This window comes from Geomicrobium halophilum, assembly GCF_014207655.1.
Taxonomy (GTDB): domain Bacteria; phylum Bacillota; class Bacilli; order Bacillales; family Marinococcaceae; genus Geomicrobium; species Geomicrobium halophilum.
Window position 1 is genome coordinate 527,302 of the sequence record NZ_JACHHJ010000001.1, and the last position, 19,268, is coordinate 546,569.

A 19,268-nucleotide genomic window follows, 5' to 3' on the forward strand; every position below is an offset into this window, starting at 1 on the left:
TTATACTTGAATTCCTAAAGGTGTGTGTAATAAAGGGGACAAGAAAGCCGAGTCCATTCGAGAGAATGCAGCCACAGCTTGTTATTTAGGCATACACTCTTCACGAAGAGAGTTCCCAGGAGCGAAACGTTAGCTGGCTGCTAGGTAGCTAATCCCTCGCACGAACGAGAGAAAGCTTTTTCGTTTTCGAGGAAGCTTCCCAGGCGTTCATCCTCTGATAAGGAGATGGGAAGAGGGGGTATATCATTGAGTGATGAACATAGGCAGGATGAAATCAGTAAGACGAAAAAAGATCGTGTGCAAACGTCACGAAAAGTACGGCGAATTGTGCTCGTGATGATCCTGGTTCTTATTGGTTTAGTCCTGATCGGAGTTCTATCCGGGTTTTTATATGTTCGTGCGGCTGTCAGCCCTATGGATGAAAACGATGACACTCCAATTAAAATCGAAATACCGAGTGGCGCGACGATTTCTAGCATTGGGGAAACGTTAGAGGACGAAAATCTGGTTACAAATAGCACTTTTTTCCGTTATTATGCCCGTTATCGAAATTTCACAGGCTTCCAGGCAGGTACTCATGAATTGAACAGAACGATGGATATTGAAGAAATTATGGAATCACTGCAAGAGGGGACTTCCGCTCGAGAATATGAACTTTCATATCTTATACCTGAAGGTTGGTGGCTAGAGGATATTGCCAATACGATCGCGGAAGAATCCAATCATAGCATGGAAGATGTCATGGCTTTGCTTGATGATGAGGAATACGCGGAAGGCTTGGTAGAAGAGTATAGTTTGTTAACGGAAGATATTTTAAATGAGGACATCCGTTATCCTCTGGAAGGTTATCTTTTCCCTGCCACTTACGGATTTGTTGAACAAGACACACCACTTAATGAGATCGTCGAATCGATGCTTACGCAAACGTTTGACGTCTACCGGGGAGTGTTACAGAACGTTGACAATGAAGAGGATCTAGGTCTCCACGAAGTGTTAACGTTAGCTTCGATCGTGGAACGGGAAGCCCAAACACCGGAAGATCGCCGTCTGATTTCTGGTGTCCTGCATAACCGTCTTGATGAAGGCATGCAGCTTGAAGTTGATCCAACGGTGGCATATGCACAAGGAGAACACCTATATATGACCTCTCTTGAGGATACCGGGATCGATGACCCTTATAATACGTATCAAAACTCAGGGCTTCCGCCAGGACCCATCGCAAGTCCGGGTGAGGATGCAATTCTTTCCGTGTTTGAACCTGAAGACAGTGACTACCTTTATTTCTATGCTCGTGTACACGGAGAAGTTATCTACTCGGAAACGTTTGAAGAGCATAGCGCTGTTCATGAAGAATACCGTGACGAATGGATTGAGGCCCGAGAGGAAGAGGAATCTGAAAGATGAAAGATCGCAACCTGGAATACTTGCAATCATTAAGGAAAGATACACCCATTTTGCAGGTTGAAAAGATGCGTGCATACGCAGAAAAAGAAAACATTCCAATTTTAGAAGAAGAAAGCATGGAGCTCTTATTACAAGTTATGGATCTTGTAAATGCCCAGCATGTATTGGAAATCGGAAGTGCCATCGGTTACTCTGCGTTGCGAATCGCAGCAAGCGGAAATGACAGAAGGGTGACAACCATCGAACGTGATGCCGATCGATACCATCAAGCCGAATCATTTTTAGGTGGTACGTGTTATAATGACGACATCTCGCTTCTATATGGAGATGCCTTTGATTTTGAGAAGGTTCTAGAAGAGCACAAACCTTACGATGCGTTGTTTATTGACGCATCCAAAGGGCATAATCAAGCGTTTGTAAATACATTTTCTCCCATGTTGAAGACTGGGGGAGTGATGGTTATTGACAACGTATTATTTAAAGGATGGGTGGCACGCCCTGAAGAGGCACCTCCCCGGTTGCAGCCGCTCGCAAGAAAACTTCGGGACTTTAACGAGTGGCTTTTGGAGCACCCCCATTTTTGCACGCGCATTCATCCAATTGGGGATGGGATAGCCATTAGTATCAAGCGATAATTGAAAGGCAGTTTTTCAAAAAAAGAATTGTATTTTTAACATTACCTGCGTATGATATAAGGCAGATAATGGGATAAGTCGTAGATATTGGGAGGAAAGTGAGGGAATCCCTTGCTTTCTTCTTCCCTGTAGGTAAGTATTGTAGACTCTAGAGGAGTGAGAAAAATGGCGGAAACCAAAAAGTATTATATGACACAAGATGGCCTGAAAAAGTTAGAAGAAGAGTTGGAATATCTGAAAACGACGAGACGTCAGGAAGTCGTGGAACGTATAAAAGTTGCCCGTGATTTCGGGGATTTATCCGAGAACTCGGAGTATGATGCAGCGAAAGATGACCAAGCATTTGTAGAGGGACGTATCGGCCAAGTCGAGAACATGATTCGTAATGCGGAGATTATTGAAGATAATGGTGATACGAACGAAGTGAACTTAGGGAATTCCGTAACCTTTAAAGAGCTGCCTGACGGGGATGAAGAAGTTTATACGATCGTTGGAAGCGCTGAATCAGATCCATTAGAAGGAAAAATTTCCAACGATTCTCCAATGGCCCAAAGTCTGATAGGCCGGCGTGTCGGAGAAAAAGTGACTGTTACAACACCGGGCGGGGACATGGAAGTTGAAATTGTTGGCATTGAATAGATGCTGAATAAGTAATAGAATGTAAGCCAATGGAACCTATCTTTTTATGTATAAAAGTGATATTCTCCATAATGTTAGGCTAGAAACTTAAAATTTAATTATAGACCAAAAAGGTGATTGTAATGGATGGTCCAAACCCTAATTTTCAAATGGAGAGTCGTAAAGATTTACGCAAACGTAAAACGATGAATCGTGTGCTGAACATTTCAATTGGTGTTGTAGTTGTACTCATTGCCTTCTTTTTGTATGCCTTACTATTTGGAGATGACGGCGAACCTGTCGCGGATGAAGATGCGGTTGAAGAAGATAATGTGGAAGACGATGAGAGTGAACAAGACGAAGATGGGTTTGAGGTTGACTCGGATCAAGAGGCACCAGCTCCAGAAGAAACGCCTGATATAGGTGGTAATGAGGAAGACGAAGAGAACGAAGGCGTAAATGATGACCAAAATGGCACTGAATCGGAAGAGGGAGACGAAGGCATAAACGATGGTCAAAATGGCACTGAACCAGAAGAGGGAGATGAAGAGGAAGAAGGACAAGAAGAAGAGCAAGAAGAAGAGCAAGAAGAAAGTACCGGCTTATCACCTCCACAATCTCCTCCTGAAGACGGTGACTTTGAACCGATTGGTACTGAGCAGGAAAACTTCGTTGATAATTTTGACTCTGATAGCCAGAACTGGACAGAAATGGTAATGGCAATGGAGTATGCCACGGGTGTTCCTGAAGAAGATTGGTCACATATCGAATGGTTGGGCGGAGACGGCCCTGGTGGCGCTGAAGGGACATTTCAGCATGAAGACGGCTCTGAGTATACCGTGACAATGGAATGGGTAGACGGCGAAGGCTGGATGCCGACGAATGTAGAATAAAGAGACAAGAAAGCCTGAGAGCCGACTGCGGTCTCAGGCTTTTCATTAGTTTGGAGGAATCAAAGAGAATGAAATATGGAATTATTGGTGCAATGAAAGAAGAAGTGGAAACCCTCGCCAGTAAAATGAAACCAGTTTCAGAAGTAGAAAAGGGCGGCTGTGTTTTCTATGAAGGGCTGCTTTTCGGTCATGAAGTTGTTCTTATGCTCTCGGGCATTGGAAAAGTAAATGCGGCCATCGGTACAACCTTAATGATCGATAACCATCAACCGGATGTGATCATCAATACAGGTGTAGCCGGTGGATTTGATGAAACGATGAGTATAGGAGATCTCGTTATTTCTACTGAGGTTTGCTACAACGACGTTGACGCTACGGGTTTTGGGTATGCATTTGGGCAAGTTCCTGCGATGCCGGCGGTGTACAAAGCCGATGAACAGGTGATTAAGAGAGCTGAAGCAGCTGCGAAGCGGGCGGCGTTTGAAACACGCAGCGGCCTCGTCCTTTCCGGTGACTCATTTATAAGTGATGAATCGCTTGTTGCGGATCTGCGAACGACGTTTCCTCATGCGAAGTGTTCAGAGATGGAAGCTGGAGCAATTGCACAAGTCTGCTATCGCTTTCAAACTCCTTTTGTTATTGTACGGGCACTCAGTGATATTGTCGGTAAAGAAGCCTTAGAGTCCTACGAAAGGTTTCTTGAAAAAGCAGCAGATCAATCAGCGGATATGGTCATTGCTTTTCTCGATGAAACATAAAATATTTCTATTCTTTTGGTGCTCTGATAGAAAGAGTAAAAACAGATGGAGCCAATGCAATGGAGCGATGCTATGAAAGATGGCTGATCCTATTTCAATATAACGAATGATTTTCCTCGGTGGAACCGAATAGACGAAGAGTTCGGCTCCATGAGGGGCATCTGGCTTCGGTTTCACCTTACGTGTCAAGTGAACGAAGGAGCAGCATAAAAGCAACAGCAATGAGATTATGTTGCTAAAGCGCCTACGCGTAGAAAATGTTGGAGAATGCGCGCAGTAAGCCCCCAAATGTGTTTCCCTTTGTATTCATAAAAAATTTCCGGTAACCGGGTCTGTCGGAATGGGTAGTCTTTTCCACCCGGAATTTTTTCATAAGGAAAATCCTCAGGTAATTCCGCTTTCGAGGAAATCGTATACACTTCCGGTTTTTGATTGAGGAGCGCATCGATGGGAACGGTAAACAATTCCTCCACCTCGTCATTAGGAGCGAATGAAGTATCTGTAAGCGAGAAAACATGAGGATGAATAACAATTCCATAAGGCATCATCCATTTATCCAGGGAAGCAATATGAGTGGCATCGAGACGTTTAATCCCCGTTTCTTCACACAGTTCCCGGACGGCAGTTTCTGCTGAATTCAGATCTTGTTCTTCCATTTTCCCGCCGGGAAAGCAAATATCTCCTGGTTGATTTTTCAAATGGTAGCTCCTCGTTTGAAAAAGCAAGGAGGGTTTCTGATTTTCAAGGACAATAGGTAATGCGACTGCGGAATGTTGCGCCTCACTTTCACCAATAATTCCACCTTCATGCTTTTTTAATCGGGCAAAAATCTGGTTTATTTGTTCAGACATCGTAACGTTCACCCCTTCTTTTTTTAGTGTAGCACTTCTTCAAGTTTGATGTTCGTCGATTTGTGGAACAATCATAATAAAGAGGTGATCAATATGAACCGGAAAAATCGTAAGGAACATGATCCGTTAAGAGTTGAAGGAGAAGGAAAGGCAAAATTTAAGCCCGGGCCTGAAGAGGATACCGATGATATGCTTGAGGACCCAATTCCAGATGAGGAACTTAAATATAATGAGCGTGAGGAAAAAGACAAGCGAAAATCAAAAAATGACTCCTTGTCAGAGGAGTAATACGGAAGCGTTGCGTGATTGCGCAACGCTTCGCGTTTATAAATAGCGTTGAAACCAAGCGACCATCTCATTCAATCGGGCCTTACGTAAATGGGGCGGCCCGTTGCGGCTGAGCTCATGATTGGCTTCGGGAAAGCGTACGAACTCGACTTCCTTATCGTTATATTTAAGCACTGTGAACCATTGCTCCGCTTGCTCAATCGGACAGCGAAAATCCTTTTCTCCGTGTAATATTAGAAGCGGAGTATCCACTTCACGTGCATATTTTAATGGAGAATGGTCCCATAACTTTTGAGGGTCATCAAGTAAATGTTCACCGATTTCCCATTTTGTAAAATAATAGCCAATATCACTTACTCCATAGAAGCTGATCCAGTTGGCAATGGAGCGTTGGGTAATTGCGGCATGAAAACGATTCGTATGAGAAATGATCCAATTCGTCATGAAACCGCCATAACTTCCCCCTGTAACCCCCAATCTTGATTCGTCGATGAACGCATAATGTTTAATCGTTTCCTCTACAGCATTCATCAAATCTGAGTAATCCTTGCCTCCATAATCTCCACGTACAGCATCAACAAACGTTTGTCCATATCCGTGGCTTCCCCGAGGGTTCGTATACAGCACTGCATATCCAAGACCTGTTAACACCTGTAATTCATGAAAAAAGGAATACCCGTACATCGCGTGCGGACCGCCATGAATTTCCAGGATCAGCGGGTATTTATCACCAGGTTGATAGTGATAAGGGTACATAAACCACCCCTGCACTTGCCAACCATCCCTCGAGGTAAAGGTCATGATCTCTGGTTCTTGAAGTTCAACTTCTGATAAGTAAGAAGCATTTGCATCTGTCTGTTTTTTAACCTTACCATCTTTTAAAGAGATCATGTAGAAATTTCCTGGATCCGTTGGTTTGCTGATTCCCGCGATCAGTTTGTTCGACTCGGCATGCAGGGAAAAGCTATAGATATGTTGGTTTTGATCGAGCACAGTTTCAACGTCCCCATCTAAGGTTGTTGAAAATAAGCCTGTACGTCCTGCCTGACTTGCTGTGAACAATAATGTCTGGTCATCTACCCATACAGGGCCGGGGTTGTGCTGAGCTGATTGAAAGTCACTGATCATGGCATCTCCAAGTTGTGCATCAAAGCCAGGGGTGAGTGACGTTTTTTCCGCAGTTTCGGCCTCAAAGGTCCATAATTGATTTTGCGTTGCACCATCATGCGTGAAGGTATGGCCCAAACAGGCCAACTTTAATCCGTCGGGGGACCAGTTGAGGGAATGGTAGGTTCCTTCAGAGCCGGTCAATGGTCTTGGGTCATCGTCTATATCAATGGATCGAATAAAAATATCTTGGCCGATATGATGATCGCCATTTACGTTTGCGGTATAGGCAAAGGTACGGCTGTCTGGGGCCCAACCACCAACAGTGTGATCGACATCATTTGTGGAGAGCTTCTTACATGTTTGGTTTTGAACATCAAAGAGAATCAGCTGCTGCGTTTGATCGTCATGCAACCCTTGTGCATCAGATTTATATTTAAGTCTTTGAATTCGCAACGGGCTTGCTTTGTTCTGTTTCTGATCCTGATCCTTTTTCTTTTCTTTAGAGGGATCCTCGTCGTGCTTATAGACAGCTGCAAATAAAATGTAGCGGCCATCTGGAGACCAATGAGGTTCTCCGGCTCCATGTTCTAAGTACGTTAACTGTTTTGGGGCGCCCCCTGTTGTTGACATGCTCCACAATTGGTTCACTCCGCTGCGATTGGACAAGAACACGATGGTTTGGTCATCTGGCGAGAATCGGGGGAAGCGATCTTTCACGTCCCCGAAGGTCCATTGGTGAGGAGTGTCGTTATACAGGTCTTGAACGTATAAATGTTCATTGTATTCCTGTTCTTCATTAATGATCGTTCCCGTAAATACATACATCTTTCCTAGATGACCGATCTGCGGATCGGAATATTGCTCTAATAGGGATAAATCTTTAACCTTTACTGCACGTTTTCCCATGATCATAGCTCCCTTTCATTTATTCGTTTTGTTCAGACGTTAATGAAAAGACAATCTCTTCTTGTTTTCTGCTATATTTAATCTCCAGTTTTTGATCTTTGAATAGCCATAAGTCTTGCTGTGCAATAAAAAAAGACAGTCCGTCTATTTCTTTCTTGATATCTTGAGCCTTTGGCTGATCAATCGAGATTCCGATTGAAAAACCGTTAATCACCTGGTTCAGACCTCCATAACGAGCAAAAATACGAATGGATTTACCCTTATTTAGGTCGAATTCTTCGTGAAAATAACGGATGGCTGGTTGGGTTATATGAATTTGCATAGATGTTTGACACCTCTATTCTTCGCGGGAGTAGTTTCTACGTGGATGACCCGTCCATCTATATACCCCAAAATTAAAAAAAATAATCTTAAAGAGGATGTTCAAAAAGTCCGGGAAAAGAAACCCACTTTTTCCTTCGTGAGAGTGAATACTTTCGTGGTGCCAGCAGGATGTTCGAACCTACGTCTTCTCGACCTCCTCGGCTCTTTTTTGTCCTCCCTATTTGAACACGCACTTACAACAACTCTCAACGAAAAGAATAATTAGAGTATATTCCTAGTTCGTGTTCATTGAAAATAGGTGGAAATAGCTAATTTGTAGCAAAAGAAAAGGAACTTTTTTAAATTTGTTGAAGATAATACCAATTATCATCTTTATTATATAAGAGGGGGGATCGTTATGGCAGGGATAGAAACCATCATTCTTGAAGCTATGGATCGATTTCCAGATTGGGTCTATGCGATTGCTGGTGTGATTTTTATTGTTGGCGGCGTTATTCTTATCTTTCAAGTGACAAGAATCTCCAATAAATTTGCGAAGGCAGTGGGGAGAGAGGATCGTATCGGAACATTAGCCGAAAATAATTCTCAATTACAAACTGAACTTAGAACGTTAGAAAATATGCGCGATCAATACGATTCTGCATTAAGCGAATTAAGTATTTTTCTTGAGGAACTCCGAAGTATAAAGGAGTCTGGAGATGAGAAATTTAATTTATCTGTGCATCTCATCAAAAAACTCGTAAATTCCATTCCTAGCAATATAATGACAAAAAGAGGTTATAATCACCGCTGTGCATTATGGATGTACAATTCGACAACGGAAGAACTCGAATTCTTCAGTGGAAGTGCGCAATTTCCCAACGATTATAAGGATGGCGGTCGTACATTGGACATTAATGATACAGCGGGAGGGAGGTGTTTCAGAAAATCAGAAAGTTTATTTATCGATGATGTTCAAGGTGATGCTGATTGGACACCAAATGATCAATCAAGGAGTCATTATAACAGTTTAGTATGCATACCGATATTGAACTGGGGCATCATTACGGTTGATTCTTTGTCACCTTTTGAGCCAGAAATACGTAATATAATAAAAGTCTATACAGATTTAATTACACTTGTTATTCTAGAAATGTATGATGGAGCTATTCGTTCAACAGAAACTGCCTCAACTAATCAAAAAAGGTGGCGTTTATGAAAATTGAAGATGTAAATATGAGAATAAGCGTTTTGCAGGATGCGTATCAAAGAAATATGGTGGATGAATATCAGTATAGAAAAAAGATGAATGATTTAGAAAAAAAGCGTACAGAACTCACACAACAAAAATTAGAAACAGATCAGTTAATGGAACGTACAAAAAAATGGATGAAATGGCAGTTGATACATTAAGGTTCCTTCATAACACAAATAAGTGATTAGAAACCTCTTAATAGAGGATGTTCAAAAGTCCGGGAAAAATAACCGTCGTATCTCTTCGTCGTCTTGCTTTGTGCTTCTCACGTTTGAACCTTATCTTTGAAAAAGAACTACTTTTTCTTCGTGCGAAGAATCGCTTGCGAGGATGCCAGCTGACGTTTCGCTTCCTTTTTGAACACGTTCTTAGTGAACATGCACAGAAGCTGCATTGGATCTGGTAGCATCCGTAAATCTTCCTTTGAAAAGGAAGATCACGGATTAAGGAGATCACAAACACCGGAAAGATTCATGTTCATTTTCGCTAGGGTTTTCTCTTCATCGTAATGATCATTCGTGTTATGGGGTATAAGAGAAGCATTAAAAACATAGAAATATTTTTTGAACAGAAAAATTTCTGATTGTTAAAAATTGTTAAGAATGGTAAATCGCTTTTGTCCTTTACATCTCCAGTTCGTTTAATATCGATTCCAGCTCGTTGATAGCAGCTTCAACCATTCGTTCGTATAAATCTAAAATTGATTGACCATACTGATCTCCAGGAACAGCCCATTTACCATTTAAGTCTACCCACGTCGGAGCACTACCCCTTTGTACAAGGTCAAATCGTGGATCAGTAAACGGATATTTATCCGGTAATGTTTCTGTAGAAGCGTAGGCAAACAAGTGTTGGAGGTGAGCAAGAACCCCGTTTCGAGGAGTATCGAAACTCGCACCGGGTTCATTGGGCCCTGTGGCACCAATGCCTGCATAATTGTTTTGCTCTGGTTCTACAACTCCTGTAAAACGAAAGTAATCTGTTTCATGTAATGCCTGGGCGAAAGCTACATCTCCCTTTATTCCATAGTACTCTCCAAGCGTTAAATAATATCGTCCTAACTGGGGAGCATCGGGATTAATGGCTTGAACATAACGATCCATTTGTGCCGGAGATAACCAAACCGGACCTTCAATTGAATATTCTTCTACAGCATTGGTGGCATCCTGTTCAATAATAAATCCATCGTCAATTCCGACTTCCTCTAATTCCGCCAAACGTTGCTCTGCATTTTGGCGGCTTTCAAAAGCGCCGGCTTGAACACGATACCAAACCTCCCCTGACAATTGGGTAGAAACTATAAATGATTCAATCCCATGGGAAGCTAGATGTTCGACTCGCTGTTCAGCATTGGCCTCCTGTTGAAAGGAACCGGCAATCACTCTATAAATTGTGCCAGAATGATCTCTACGCTCAAGATTAAAGGCCCTTTCCAAGCCATTGACATGTCCCCTGGCTACCGCTTGCCTCCACGAATCATCTTGCATTAATGCAGCATCACCACTATGATCAATAAAGCCATTCTCCGTTAATAAGGCAGACATTGTAGTTTCTCGTAAAACGTGGAAGTTCGCTTTTTTTCGCCCCCTGTCAGAGAGGTTATTCTGCTTCATAATCTCATCATGGAGTATCTCTTGATACACTGCAGTTTGTGAAGTGTCAGAAAGACTGCTGTGAATATAGTCTTCATAACCATTAGCTGAGCCATTAAAAGCGTTGCAATGAATGGATAAAAAATAATCCGCACCCCATGCGTTAGCTTCACTCGTTCTTTGCCCTAAACTTACAAACGTATCAGTGGTTCGACTCATGTTTACCTCTACATTGTTATAGGCGCTGAGTAAAATATCACGGATGCGTAAAGCAATATCAAGCACGATATTCTTTTCTTGCAAGCCATTTCCGGTTGCCCCCGTATCATTTCCTCCATGTCCTGGATCCAAATATAATTTCATAAAATCACTCCTTCAGATATAAAATTTCTGCCGGCTGAACTCAAAGAGGCCGGTTGTGATAACAATGAAGCGGGGATGTTTCAAACGCCGATGAAAGCATTTTCTCCGAATTCCTTAGCCGGCAGCGCCGAATCATCGTTCCGTGCGCTGAATTCTCAGGTGATTCCGCCGAAATAGTGGGTCCTCTCGCCGAAAAGGAGAAAAGGAGCGTTGAGTCCAGAAGCTGCCCTTTTGGGACAGCCCCTGCTTTTATAAAACTTTTAATTGCTAGTATCTTCGTCGTTGGAATCAAGATCTGCACTGGCAACAGCATCCAGGGAACCTTGGCCTTGGGTATTCGCTTCCAGACCGAGGTCTTCTGCACCTTCAAGTAAACGATTTTTAACTTCATCAGGTTCCCATTCACTGTGTAACTCTAATAGTTGGGCACAAACGCCGGCACAAATCGGTGTAGCCATAGAAGTACCTGACATCGTCACATAGTGATCATCCACTCGATCGGACTTTAACATTTTGTCTAAAAACGTATTGGGAGAACGTAACGAAGTAATATCGACGCCGGGGGCTAGAATATCTGGCTTGGTGTTTCCGTCTATCGTTGGACCTCGACTTGAGAAACTAGCGACATCATCATCGGATCGATCAGGCGTGCCTTGTTCGTCTAACGCCCCTACGGTGATCACTCTTTGACTAATTCCTGGAGATGCAATGGTTCCTTCACTCGGGCCTTCATTTCCGGCAGCTACACATACTACCATTCCTTCCTCCCAAGCTTGGTCTACCGCTTGCACTACGGGATCGTCTTCTTCAGGTTGAGAAGCCGGACTACCTAGGGAAAGGGAGAGAATATTAATGTCATAACGTTCTTGATTTTCTATACACCAGTCGATCCCGGCAATGATGTTCGATAACGAACCAGCACCTAATTTGTCGAGAACCTTAACCCCGACGATATTTGCTTCAGGTGCAGGGCCACGGTATTTACCGTCAGATAAATGACCATTACCGGCGGCATCACCTGCACAATGGGTCCCATGACCATTATCGTCGTATGCTTCAGAGCGTGCATTGATAAAGTCTTTAAATGCAACTATTCGATTGTTCGGTTCTGTTAAATCCGGACTTGGTTCAACCCCCGTGTCTAAAATAGCGATGGTTTTCCCATCCCCGTTTGTCCCACTTTCCTGCAGAACATTAGCACGTGTCGTTTCGGTAGCTGTATTAAGCAGTGCATTAAAAGAGCGGTCTAAATAAACTTTTTCAATATCATTGCAATCATTACAGAGTGTTTCAATGGCTTGAGCTGTAAGAAATCCACTTTGGGATGAAAAGCGTGGAAACGATTGGTGTAATGTACAGCGCATATGAGTTTTCGTGATATTTTGAAAAGTCATGCTCCCTCTTTGATAGCATTGATCTCCTTGTTTATATTTGATAAAAACCGGAAATGCTTTCAGTTTACGGATCCAGTGATCAGTAAATTTTTGCAAGAAGCAGGGTGTGAATCTTAAGGGTTGGATGGCGCCAACAAGTGCATGCCTAAGATGATAATCAATCAAAGGACCGTACGTACGGGCCACCTTCACAGTAGAGAAGTGAAACATCTATAAAGACCCCTTTCATGCTTGTTTTCTAGCAGAATATGCAAGGGAAGCAAGCATTGAGGCGGTTCTTGCGTAGATTAGAAGATAATGGGCTTAAATTAATATAGAGGTCTACTTATCTATACGTATATTTAGTAATGGTTACAAGTTGCCGGTGACAGCAGAGGTAGGTAGAAGATGGAATCATCGTCTTTTGTTTCCTGCCATTTTTAGATGACAGTTGTTCTACACTCAGCCCCTCTCGCTTTTCCATCAGTCATCAAAGCGATCATCGGTCACCTCCTCCGCCCAATTTAACAACTTTGGCCTTTCCTTCCATGTCGCTTGTCGCATTTCTTGTGTCATATACAAGTTTTGCATGGTTTAATATTTTTTGGATAGGCAAGTTGGAGTGGTTTGTTAGGATGACAACAACATCCGCTTGCTCTAATAATTCTACGGAGAGCGACATGCTCTGGTATTCGTGGTTATCGATCATAATATTAGATACAAAAGGGTCGTAGTACATCGTATTTGCACCCATCTGTAGAAATTGATGCATGATCTGTACGGGAGGGGAGCTTCTTACATCATTGGAATCTTCCTTATATGTGATCCCGCATAATATGATGTTTGCATTTTTGATGCTTTTCATTTCTTCGATTTGTTTTTTAACTTGATTAACGACATAGGAGGAAATTTGGTCATTCGTTTGTTCTGCTAAAAATAGAAATTGGTTGTGAAAATCATGCTCTTTTCCTACCCAATATAAATATAAAGGGTCGACCGGAATACAGTGCCCGCCTATACCTGGCCCGGGGTAAAAGGCTTGAAAACCATAAGGCTTTGAACTGGCAGAAGCAATGACTTCCCAAATGTTAATATTTAAGTGGTCACAGAGCATGGCCATTTCATTGATGAAAGAAATATTAATAAAGCGATAACTGTTCTCCAATAGTTTGGAGATTTCAGCGACTTCAACTGATGAGACAGAAACAATTTTCTCAAAGATACTGTGATAAAAGCGTGAAATAAATAATCGGCAGTTTTCCGTGACCCCGCTAACTACTTTTGGGATCTTCTCTACGTTTAATGTTTTATTCCCTGGGTCAATGCGTTCGGGAGAATATCCTAAATACAAATCCTTTCCAACCTTTAATTTACTTTTTTCCAAGATAGGTTGAATGACTTCACGAGTAGTTCCTGGATAGGTGGAGCTTTCCAAGATGACGAGTTGATTTTTGTGAAGTCTTGGGTACAGCTCTTCACTTACACTTTTTAAATAACGTAAATCTGGCGTCCTATCATTCTTTAATGGGGTAGGGACAGATATGACGATGATATCAAGTGTTTGTATGACGTCATAATCACTTGTGAAGGTTATTTTTCCTGATGAAAGAGCTGTCTCTACCTCGTCATTTGTTACATCAGGGATATAACTCGAACATGTAAGTAAATCATTAATTTTACTTACATTAATATCTATACCAGTAACTTGATAATCTTTTTGTGAAAATAACAAGGCTAGTGGTAACCCTACGTAACCTAAACCGATTACCCCGACTTTGGTTTTCGCAGGCTTATAGATGGGTGTCCGTTTATTATTGTCCAATGTTTGGCTCCTTTCTTTGTATAATTCTATACTCCGTGTTTTTGTATTTTATTAGCAATCTCTATATTTGAAACGGCGATTATCTGCTACCTGTGGCTTCTAGTACTTTCATGGAAAAGCGCGATTAGTCGTTCTTTTCTGACATCTTGTGTGTATAAGTCCTTCATAGAACGAAATGGTAGGATGATATCTGATAAAAGGAATAAGCAAATCGGTTCGCATTTTTAGCATGTAACAGCTTCCTGTTTACCAGCGAGGAGTTTTACTTTTTTCTGACGTATTCTATGACGAGTAGTATTTCGATGACATGGACAAAAGTAAAAAACAGTTGAAAATAAAGTAGAAGTACACATTTGGGGGCAAAAAATGTAGGTTGCGGAATTAATCGCAAAGAATGGGCTCATGCTTGTAGGGGAGTACCATGAACCAGAGGAGTGCGGGGGGGTTTTTTTATCGTTTCAAATATTTCAAAAAATCATTCCACTTAGAGAGATTTTGTTTACTAATACTGGCATTATGCTCCCGCACGTTGTAAACCGTAAAATCTTGATAGGAAAATGAACTTCTTTTGAGTAATTGCATGAGAACACTAACGTCTTCATAAAGCCATCCATTTTCAAAAGAGATAACAGGGAAGCCACCTGCTTGTTTTAAAGAACAAGTACGATAAATCCTTGGTCCCAATGGAAAGCGATAGGATAACAGCTCATTTTCTGTTTTGACGGCTTTTCCTTTAGCGATGCCTTTAAACATCACGTCACCGGAGGACATTTGCTTCCATTTTCTAAGGTTCCCATACAATACGGAGACATCTTTCGGAAGCTGGCGGAGTTTTTCCTTGATCGTTGAGAGGGCATTAGGATCCAGCCAGTCATCGGCATCCAATTCCATGACAAAGTCACTTTCGACATGGGGAAGTAAATCATTGAGTGCTCGTGCTTTCCCTTGATTTTCTTTTTGAAACAGTGTCACTTGTTCATGTTCTTGCCATTTTTCCATTTGATGATAAGAATGATCATTTGAGCCATCATCGATCATTAGCAGCTGATCAACAGGGGTGTTTTGCAGAATACAGGATGCAATGGCGGCTTCAACGTATGATTCCATATTGAAATTGGAGAGGATAACGGAAACGGTTGGGGACGCTGTAGCTATTGTATAGGATTCATATTTTTTTAAGAAATGTAACTTTTCAAGTTCTCTTACTGAACTATTTTTTTGAGGTTGTTTCACCCATTCTTGATCGATCGAACATACATGCTTATGATTGATTGTACTTAGCCAGGATGGTAGAAGAGCCTTTTGAAAGGGAAGTTGACTTTTCGTAAAAAACTTTGTTTTTTGTAAAAGAGTCGTTTTTACGAAAAAAGGTTGATGGAGAACAAGATTACGAAAGTAGCGTGAATCAGTCATCACAAATTTTGGATGACTCAAAGCTAGTGTTGATGGTTCGATATTTGAAGATAGGTATTCTTGGTCTTGTAAAAACATTACGTAGTTACTTTCGATTTTATGGAGTGTTTGATTTAAAGTTTCTCCTAGGTCGTTGTTACTCATGACGATTGACCAGGTATTTCCTATTACATTGTCATTCATATTCTTTCTTTTTAGACTCGAGTTGGCTGCATGTATAATCCATATAGCTTTGATACGCTTTTGTATTTTATACAAGGATGATAAAGCTTTTTGTATAGACCTGTAATTAGAATAATTGAGAAGTAAAACCGTAATATCTTTCAACTTTATTCCCCCCAATTGCTTTAACCTCATAAAGCTAATTCTTTTCCATGAACTGAAATATCCTCTCATATAATCAATGCTATTATTTAAGGAAAAGTGTATATATATGACGCGGACAACCGTGGATTTTTGAAAAACTAGGCTTATAAAAAGTGAGTCCCTCCTATACAGCCAAGAAAATATTGCATTTAATATAAGTAAACAATGAAAGGAGGATTATAATGGCAAACGGAGAATTATCCACCTCAGTGGATTTACTCAACAGTCTTATTGAATTGAGGCTTTCTAAACGAATTAATTTAGATGGTGAAGAAAATGGTGAAACCCCACCAAATGGTGAAACCCCTGAAAATGGTATAGCAGATTCACTGGAAGAATTGTTGCGTAGTCTAGTGACTGAACAAGTACAGATTGCTACTGCTTTTGGTGTAATTGAAGGTACATTGCTGGCAGTTAGGGCCGACTATGCTGTTTTGGTTGATAACACTGGATCTCAAGTCCTTGTGCCTTTAGAACAAATTGAAACTGTAACCGAACTGTAAAGGAGTGAAAATACCTTGTTTGAACAATTTTTTAGTGCTGAGTTAGCTAATCGCTTGGGGGCAAGTGTTGAAATAGCGACAGACAACAACCTGATTGAAGGTATACTCGTTAGTGTCTCAGCAAACCTTGTCCTCGTAATTGGAAGTGACGATTATGGTCCAGGAAATCGGGTGTTTATATCGGTTAATTCGATTAACTTTGTTCGGTTTCCAGGAGAAGCAGCAGCTTAACCGTTTATGATCAAAGTACTGTCCTTTTGAGGCAGTACTTTTGCTTTTTCATTGCCAAAAATATAAGAGATAAAACAGGAGTAGTAATTATTTCCTAAAATAAAATTTATTCAAATATTTGGTTTTATTGAAACGGAAAAAGGGGAGAAATCTATAACTCGTCGTTTAAGGAGGGGAAAGTTATGAAGAAGGCTCGTCTGATTCCTTTTAAGCGTGAAAGAGTCGTTAAAACGTCATCTGAAGTACCGCCAGGGATTGAAATGGTAGAAGCTCCCACATTATGGGAGTCTGGTGAAGAGGGTGAAGGTCAAGTCGTCGCGGTCATTGATACAGGGTGTCAAATGGATCACCCTGATTTACAGGAAAGGATCATTGGAGGAAGAAACTTTACAACTGATTACAATGGGGATGAGACCAATTATTCGGATAATAATGGTCATGGAACGCATGTGGCAGGAACAGTTGCTGCTACGCAGACGGGGAATGGAGTTTTAGGCGTCGCTCCACGAGCAGATCTTTTCATTTTAAAAGCTTTGAGCGGTGATGGCAGCGGCCAAATGGAGTGGATTATTGAATCGATTCGATATGCAGTGGATTGGAGAGGGCCAAATGACGAACGAATTCGGGTGATAACCATGTCGCTCGGCGGCCCTGAAGATATTGAACAACTCCATGAAGTGATTCAATATGCGGTGGAGCAGGAGATTTCTGTAGTGTGCGCGGCAGGGAATGAAGGAGATGGTGAGGAGAGCACGGATGAGTTTGCATATCCCGCAGCATATAATGAAGTGATCGCTGTTGGAGCCGTCAACTTTGATTTGGAAATTACTGAATTTACGAATACGAATGATGAAATTGATCTCGTCGCTCCTGGTGTTAATATCTTATCCACGTATATCAATGGAGAGTATGCGGAACTAACAGGCACATCGATGTCTACGCCCCATGTTGCGGGTGGTGTAGCGATGTTAATTAACTTGGCTGAACGTGATTTTAACCGCTCCCTTTCAGAAGCGGAAATATATGCACAGTTAATTCGACGGACAACCCCAATTGGTTATACCAATCAAGCTGAAGGAAGTGGTTTCTTAACACTCGGGCTTGTAGATCGAGTTGCTGAGCGATTTGCCGGTCAACGAAAGGAGCAAGCGAATAAAATAGGGAGAAGGTCTAGTAAACAAGAAAGAAAATCTTGATAGGAACCCACTATTTTATGTAACTGATAAGGCGTATCACTCTATGGGGTACGCCTTTCAGCTTGTCATGAACACGCAATCTATTCCCTGGGGGATAACCCTAAATAGCTGGCTACAGCATTCGCATGTTCATGAGCTACCGTTTGAGATAAAGGCTGGATCTTTTAGCAAATCAGCGTTTGCAGCGTTATCAATAAATAGTGTACAGATATTGATAAAAAGATTTATCAAACATATATAGCATTGACAATTATCTAATAATTCAGTGAAATAATTTTACTATTTCACGTTGGGAGGAGATTTCAATTGAAAAAGATTTCTTTACGATTTATCACTATGTCATTGGCTATGACCATGATCCTTACTGCTTGTAATGATGATGCTGACATCCCTGAAGTGGAAGAGGAGGATATGGCTGGTAGTGACGAGGTAGATGAAGGGGGAGACGAAGACGAAGAGATTTCAATTCAACTAGGAACAGGCTCTACTGGAGGGACTTATTACGCACTTGGTCAAGAAATGGCAAATGTAATGAATGAACATGTGGATGTAGATGGCTTTCATGTGAGCTCAGTTGCTACAGAAGCTTCGGTAGAAAATATTGCACGTGTGTCGAATCAAGATTTGGAATTAGGAATGACCGTACACATTCCTGCATTAGAGGCTCTGGAGGGGGAAGGGTCATTTCAAGGTGAAGTGTTTGATGACTTTGGTTTTATGGGCTACATTTATCCTGAAACCAACCAGCTTGCAGTCGCTGCCGATGCTGGAATCAATTCGATTCCAGAACTAGAGGGGATGAGCATTAACACTGGGCTCCCGAATTCTTCATCACAAGATGCGACCGAAACGGTACTTGAAGCACATGGATTGTATGAAGATGATTACGATGTCTTTGAAGAAGGGTTTGGTGATGCGGCCAGTTTCCTTCAAGATGGGAACGTTGATGCAATCTCAGGTTTACTCGGGCTGCCGGCAAGTAGTATTACAGAGCTGGCTTTACAACGAGATATTGACTTGTTATCTATCGAGCCAGAAGCTTTAGAAGATATTGAAGAAAACACCATGTATGAACATATTCTTATTGAAGCGGATGGTTACGATTTTCTATATGAAGATGTAGATGCGATCGGAGCTTACGCGGTTTTGATCGGTTCGACAGAGGATATTGATGAGGAACTAGGTTATGAGATTGTCAAAGGGCTATATGAAAATATTGAAGATCTAACGCATGATCAAGCCTCACACATGACAATGGATGACATGATGACCGGTTCCGAGGGCTTACCGCTTCATCCTGGTGCCGAAAGGTATTTCGAAGAGAATGGTTTATTAGATTAATACTGACTGGACCTTGGTGTCCAGTTATTTTGGTGAACAAGCGATTA

At 41.7% G+C, this 19,268-nt stretch carries 19 protein-coding genes; 12 read left to right on the plus strand and 7 right to left on the minus strand.

The window, feature by feature from the left end; translation table 11 throughout:
• Positions 1-246: 246 nt before the first annotated feature.
• The 5 genes from mltG (at position 247) to HNR44_RS02575 (ending at position 4,308) form a co-directional block, all read left to right on the plus strand.
• Entirely contained in the window at positions 247-1,404 is a 1,158-nt protein-coding gene (gene mltG / locus HNR44_RS02555; protein WP_246406933.1) for an endolytic transglycosylase MltG, read from the plus strand.
• Positions 1,401-2,039 carry an O-methyltransferase gene (locus HNR44_RS02560; protein WP_184402551.1) on the plus strand — a complete coding sequence of 213 codons (639 nt, stop codon included), beginning with the start codon at positions 1,401-1,403 and terminating at the stop codon, positions 2,037-2,039. Before mltG ends, HNR44_RS02560 begins: the two co-directional genes overlap by 4 nt.
• 165 nt (positions 2,040-2,204) lie before the next feature.
• The gene (greA, locus tag HNR44_RS02565) at positions 2,205-2,678 is read left to right on the plus strand and encodes a transcription elongation factor GreA (protein WP_184402552.1); all 474 of its coding nucleotides are present in this window, start codon (positions 2,205-2,207) and stop codon (positions 2,676-2,678) included.
• Between the two features lie 122 nt (positions 2,679-2,800).
• Complete coding sequence (locus tag HNR44_RS02570; protein WP_184402553.1) at positions 2,801-3,550, plus strand: DUF1510 family protein; 750 nt, start codon at positions 2,801-2,803, stop codon at positions 3,548-3,550.
• 68 nt (positions 3,551-3,618) lie between these two features.
• Entirely contained in the window at positions 3,619-4,308 is a 690-nt protein-coding gene (locus HNR44_RS02575) for a 5'-methylthioadenosine/adenosylhomocysteine nucleosidase (RefSeq protein WP_184402554.1), read from the plus strand.
• A gap of 227 nt (positions 4,309-4,535) precedes the next feature.
• On the opposite strand, the gene HNR44_RS02580 is transcribed toward HNR44_RS02575, so the two are convergent.
• The gene (locus HNR44_RS02580) at positions 4,536-5,159 is read right to left on the minus strand and encodes an NUDIX hydrolase (protein WP_184402555.1); all 624 of its coding nucleotides are present in this window, start codon (positions 5,157-5,159) and stop codon (positions 4,536-4,538) included.
• Positions 5,160-5,252: 93 nt separating this feature from the next.
• Between HNR44_RS02580 and HNR44_RS02585 the strand changes: the two genes are divergently transcribed.
• Positions 5,253-5,447 (plus strand): hypothetical protein, encoded by a 195-nt coding sequence (locus tag HNR44_RS02585; protein ID WP_184402556.1) that lies wholly within the window; start codon positions 5,253-5,255, stop codon positions 5,445-5,447.
• Positions 5,448-5,483: 36 nt separating this feature from the next.
• On the opposite strand, the gene HNR44_RS02590 is transcribed toward HNR44_RS02585, so the two are convergent.
• A complete protein-coding gene (locus tag HNR44_RS02590; RefSeq protein ID WP_246406936.1) occupies positions 5,484-7,463 on the minus strand; it encodes a S9 family peptidase in 1,980 nt (659 codons plus the stop codon).
• Positions 7,464-7,482: 19 nt separating this feature from the next.
• The gene (locus HNR44_RS02595) at positions 7,483-7,785 is read right to left on the minus strand and encodes a HesB/YadR/YfhF family protein (RefSeq protein WP_184402558.1); all 303 of its coding nucleotides are present in this window, start codon (positions 7,783-7,785) and stop codon (positions 7,483-7,485) included.
• A gap of 399 nt (positions 7,786-8,184) precedes the next feature.
• Between HNR44_RS02595 and HNR44_RS02600 the strand changes: the two genes are divergently transcribed.
• Both HNR44_RS02600 and HNR44_RS02605 read left to right on the plus strand, forming a co-directional pair.
• Positions 8,185-8,985 carry a GAF domain-containing protein gene (locus HNR44_RS02600; RefSeq protein ID WP_184402559.1) on the plus strand — a complete coding sequence of 267 codons (801 nt, stop codon included), beginning with the start codon at positions 8,185-8,187 and terminating at the stop codon, positions 8,983-8,985.
• Entirely contained in the window at positions 8,982-9,179 is a 198-nt protein-coding gene (locus HNR44_RS02605) for a hypothetical protein (RefSeq protein ID WP_184402560.1), read from the plus strand. The genes HNR44_RS02600 and HNR44_RS02605 overlap by 4 nt, the downstream gene beginning before the upstream one ends.
• A gap of 465 nt (positions 9,180-9,644) precedes the next feature.
• On the opposite strand, the gene HNR44_RS02610 is transcribed toward HNR44_RS02605, so the two are convergent.
• The 4 genes from HNR44_RS02610 to HNR44_RS02625 all read right to left on the minus strand — a co-directional run bounded on the left by HNR44_RS02610 (position 9,645) and on the right by HNR44_RS02625 (position 15,767).
• Positions 9,645-10,976 (minus strand): N-acetylmuramoyl-L-alanine amidase, encoded by a 1,332-nt coding sequence (locus HNR44_RS02610; protein ID WP_184402561.1) that lies wholly within the window; start codon positions 10,974-10,976, stop codon positions 9,645-9,647.
• A gap of 260 nt (positions 10,977-11,236) precedes the next feature.
• Positions 11,237-12,580, minus strand: coding sequence for a S8 family peptidase (locus tag HNR44_RS02615; RefSeq protein ID WP_184402562.1), 1,344 nt, complete (start codon positions 12,578-12,580; stop codon positions 11,237-11,239).
• A 268-nt stretch (positions 12,581-12,848) separates the two neighbouring features.
• Complete coding sequence (locus HNR44_RS02620; RefSeq protein WP_184402563.1) at positions 12,849-14,171, minus strand: nucleotide sugar dehydrogenase; 1,323 nt, start codon at positions 14,169-14,171, stop codon at positions 12,849-12,851.
• Positions 14,172-14,621: 450 nt separating this feature from the next.
• On the minus strand, positions 14,622-15,767 hold the full coding sequence (locus tag HNR44_RS02625; protein ID WP_184402564.1) for a glycosyltransferase family 2 protein: 1,146 nt from the start codon (positions 15,765-15,767) through the stop codon (positions 14,622-14,624).
• A 365-nt stretch (positions 15,768-16,132) separates the two neighbouring features.
• On the opposite strand from HNR44_RS02625, the gene HNR44_RS02630 reads away from it, so the two are divergent.
• The 4 genes from HNR44_RS02630 to HNR44_RS02645 all read left to right on the plus strand — a co-directional run bounded on the left by HNR44_RS02630 (position 16,133) and on the right by HNR44_RS02645 (position 19,221).
• The gene (locus HNR44_RS02630; protein WP_184402565.1) at positions 16,133-16,453 is read left to right on the plus strand and encodes a hypothetical protein; all 321 of its coding nucleotides are present in this window, start codon (positions 16,133-16,135) and stop codon (positions 16,451-16,453) included.
• A 15-nt stretch (positions 16,454-16,468) separates the two neighbouring features.
• The gene (locus HNR44_RS02635; protein ID WP_184402566.1) at positions 16,469-16,684 is read left to right on the plus strand and encodes a hypothetical protein; all 216 of its coding nucleotides are present in this window, start codon (positions 16,469-16,471) and stop codon (positions 16,682-16,684) included.
• 182 nt (positions 16,685-16,866) lie between these two features.
• Positions 16,867-17,880 carry a S8 family peptidase gene (locus HNR44_RS02640; RefSeq protein WP_184402567.1) on the plus strand — a complete coding sequence of 338 codons (1,014 nt, stop codon included), beginning with the start codon at positions 16,867-16,869 and terminating at the stop codon, positions 17,878-17,880.
• A gap of 306 nt (positions 17,881-18,186) precedes the next feature.
• Entirely contained in the window at positions 18,187-19,221 is a 1,035-nt protein-coding gene (locus HNR44_RS02645) for a TAXI family TRAP transporter solute-binding subunit (protein WP_246406939.1), read from the plus strand.
• Positions 19,222-19,268: the final 47 nt, after the last annotated feature.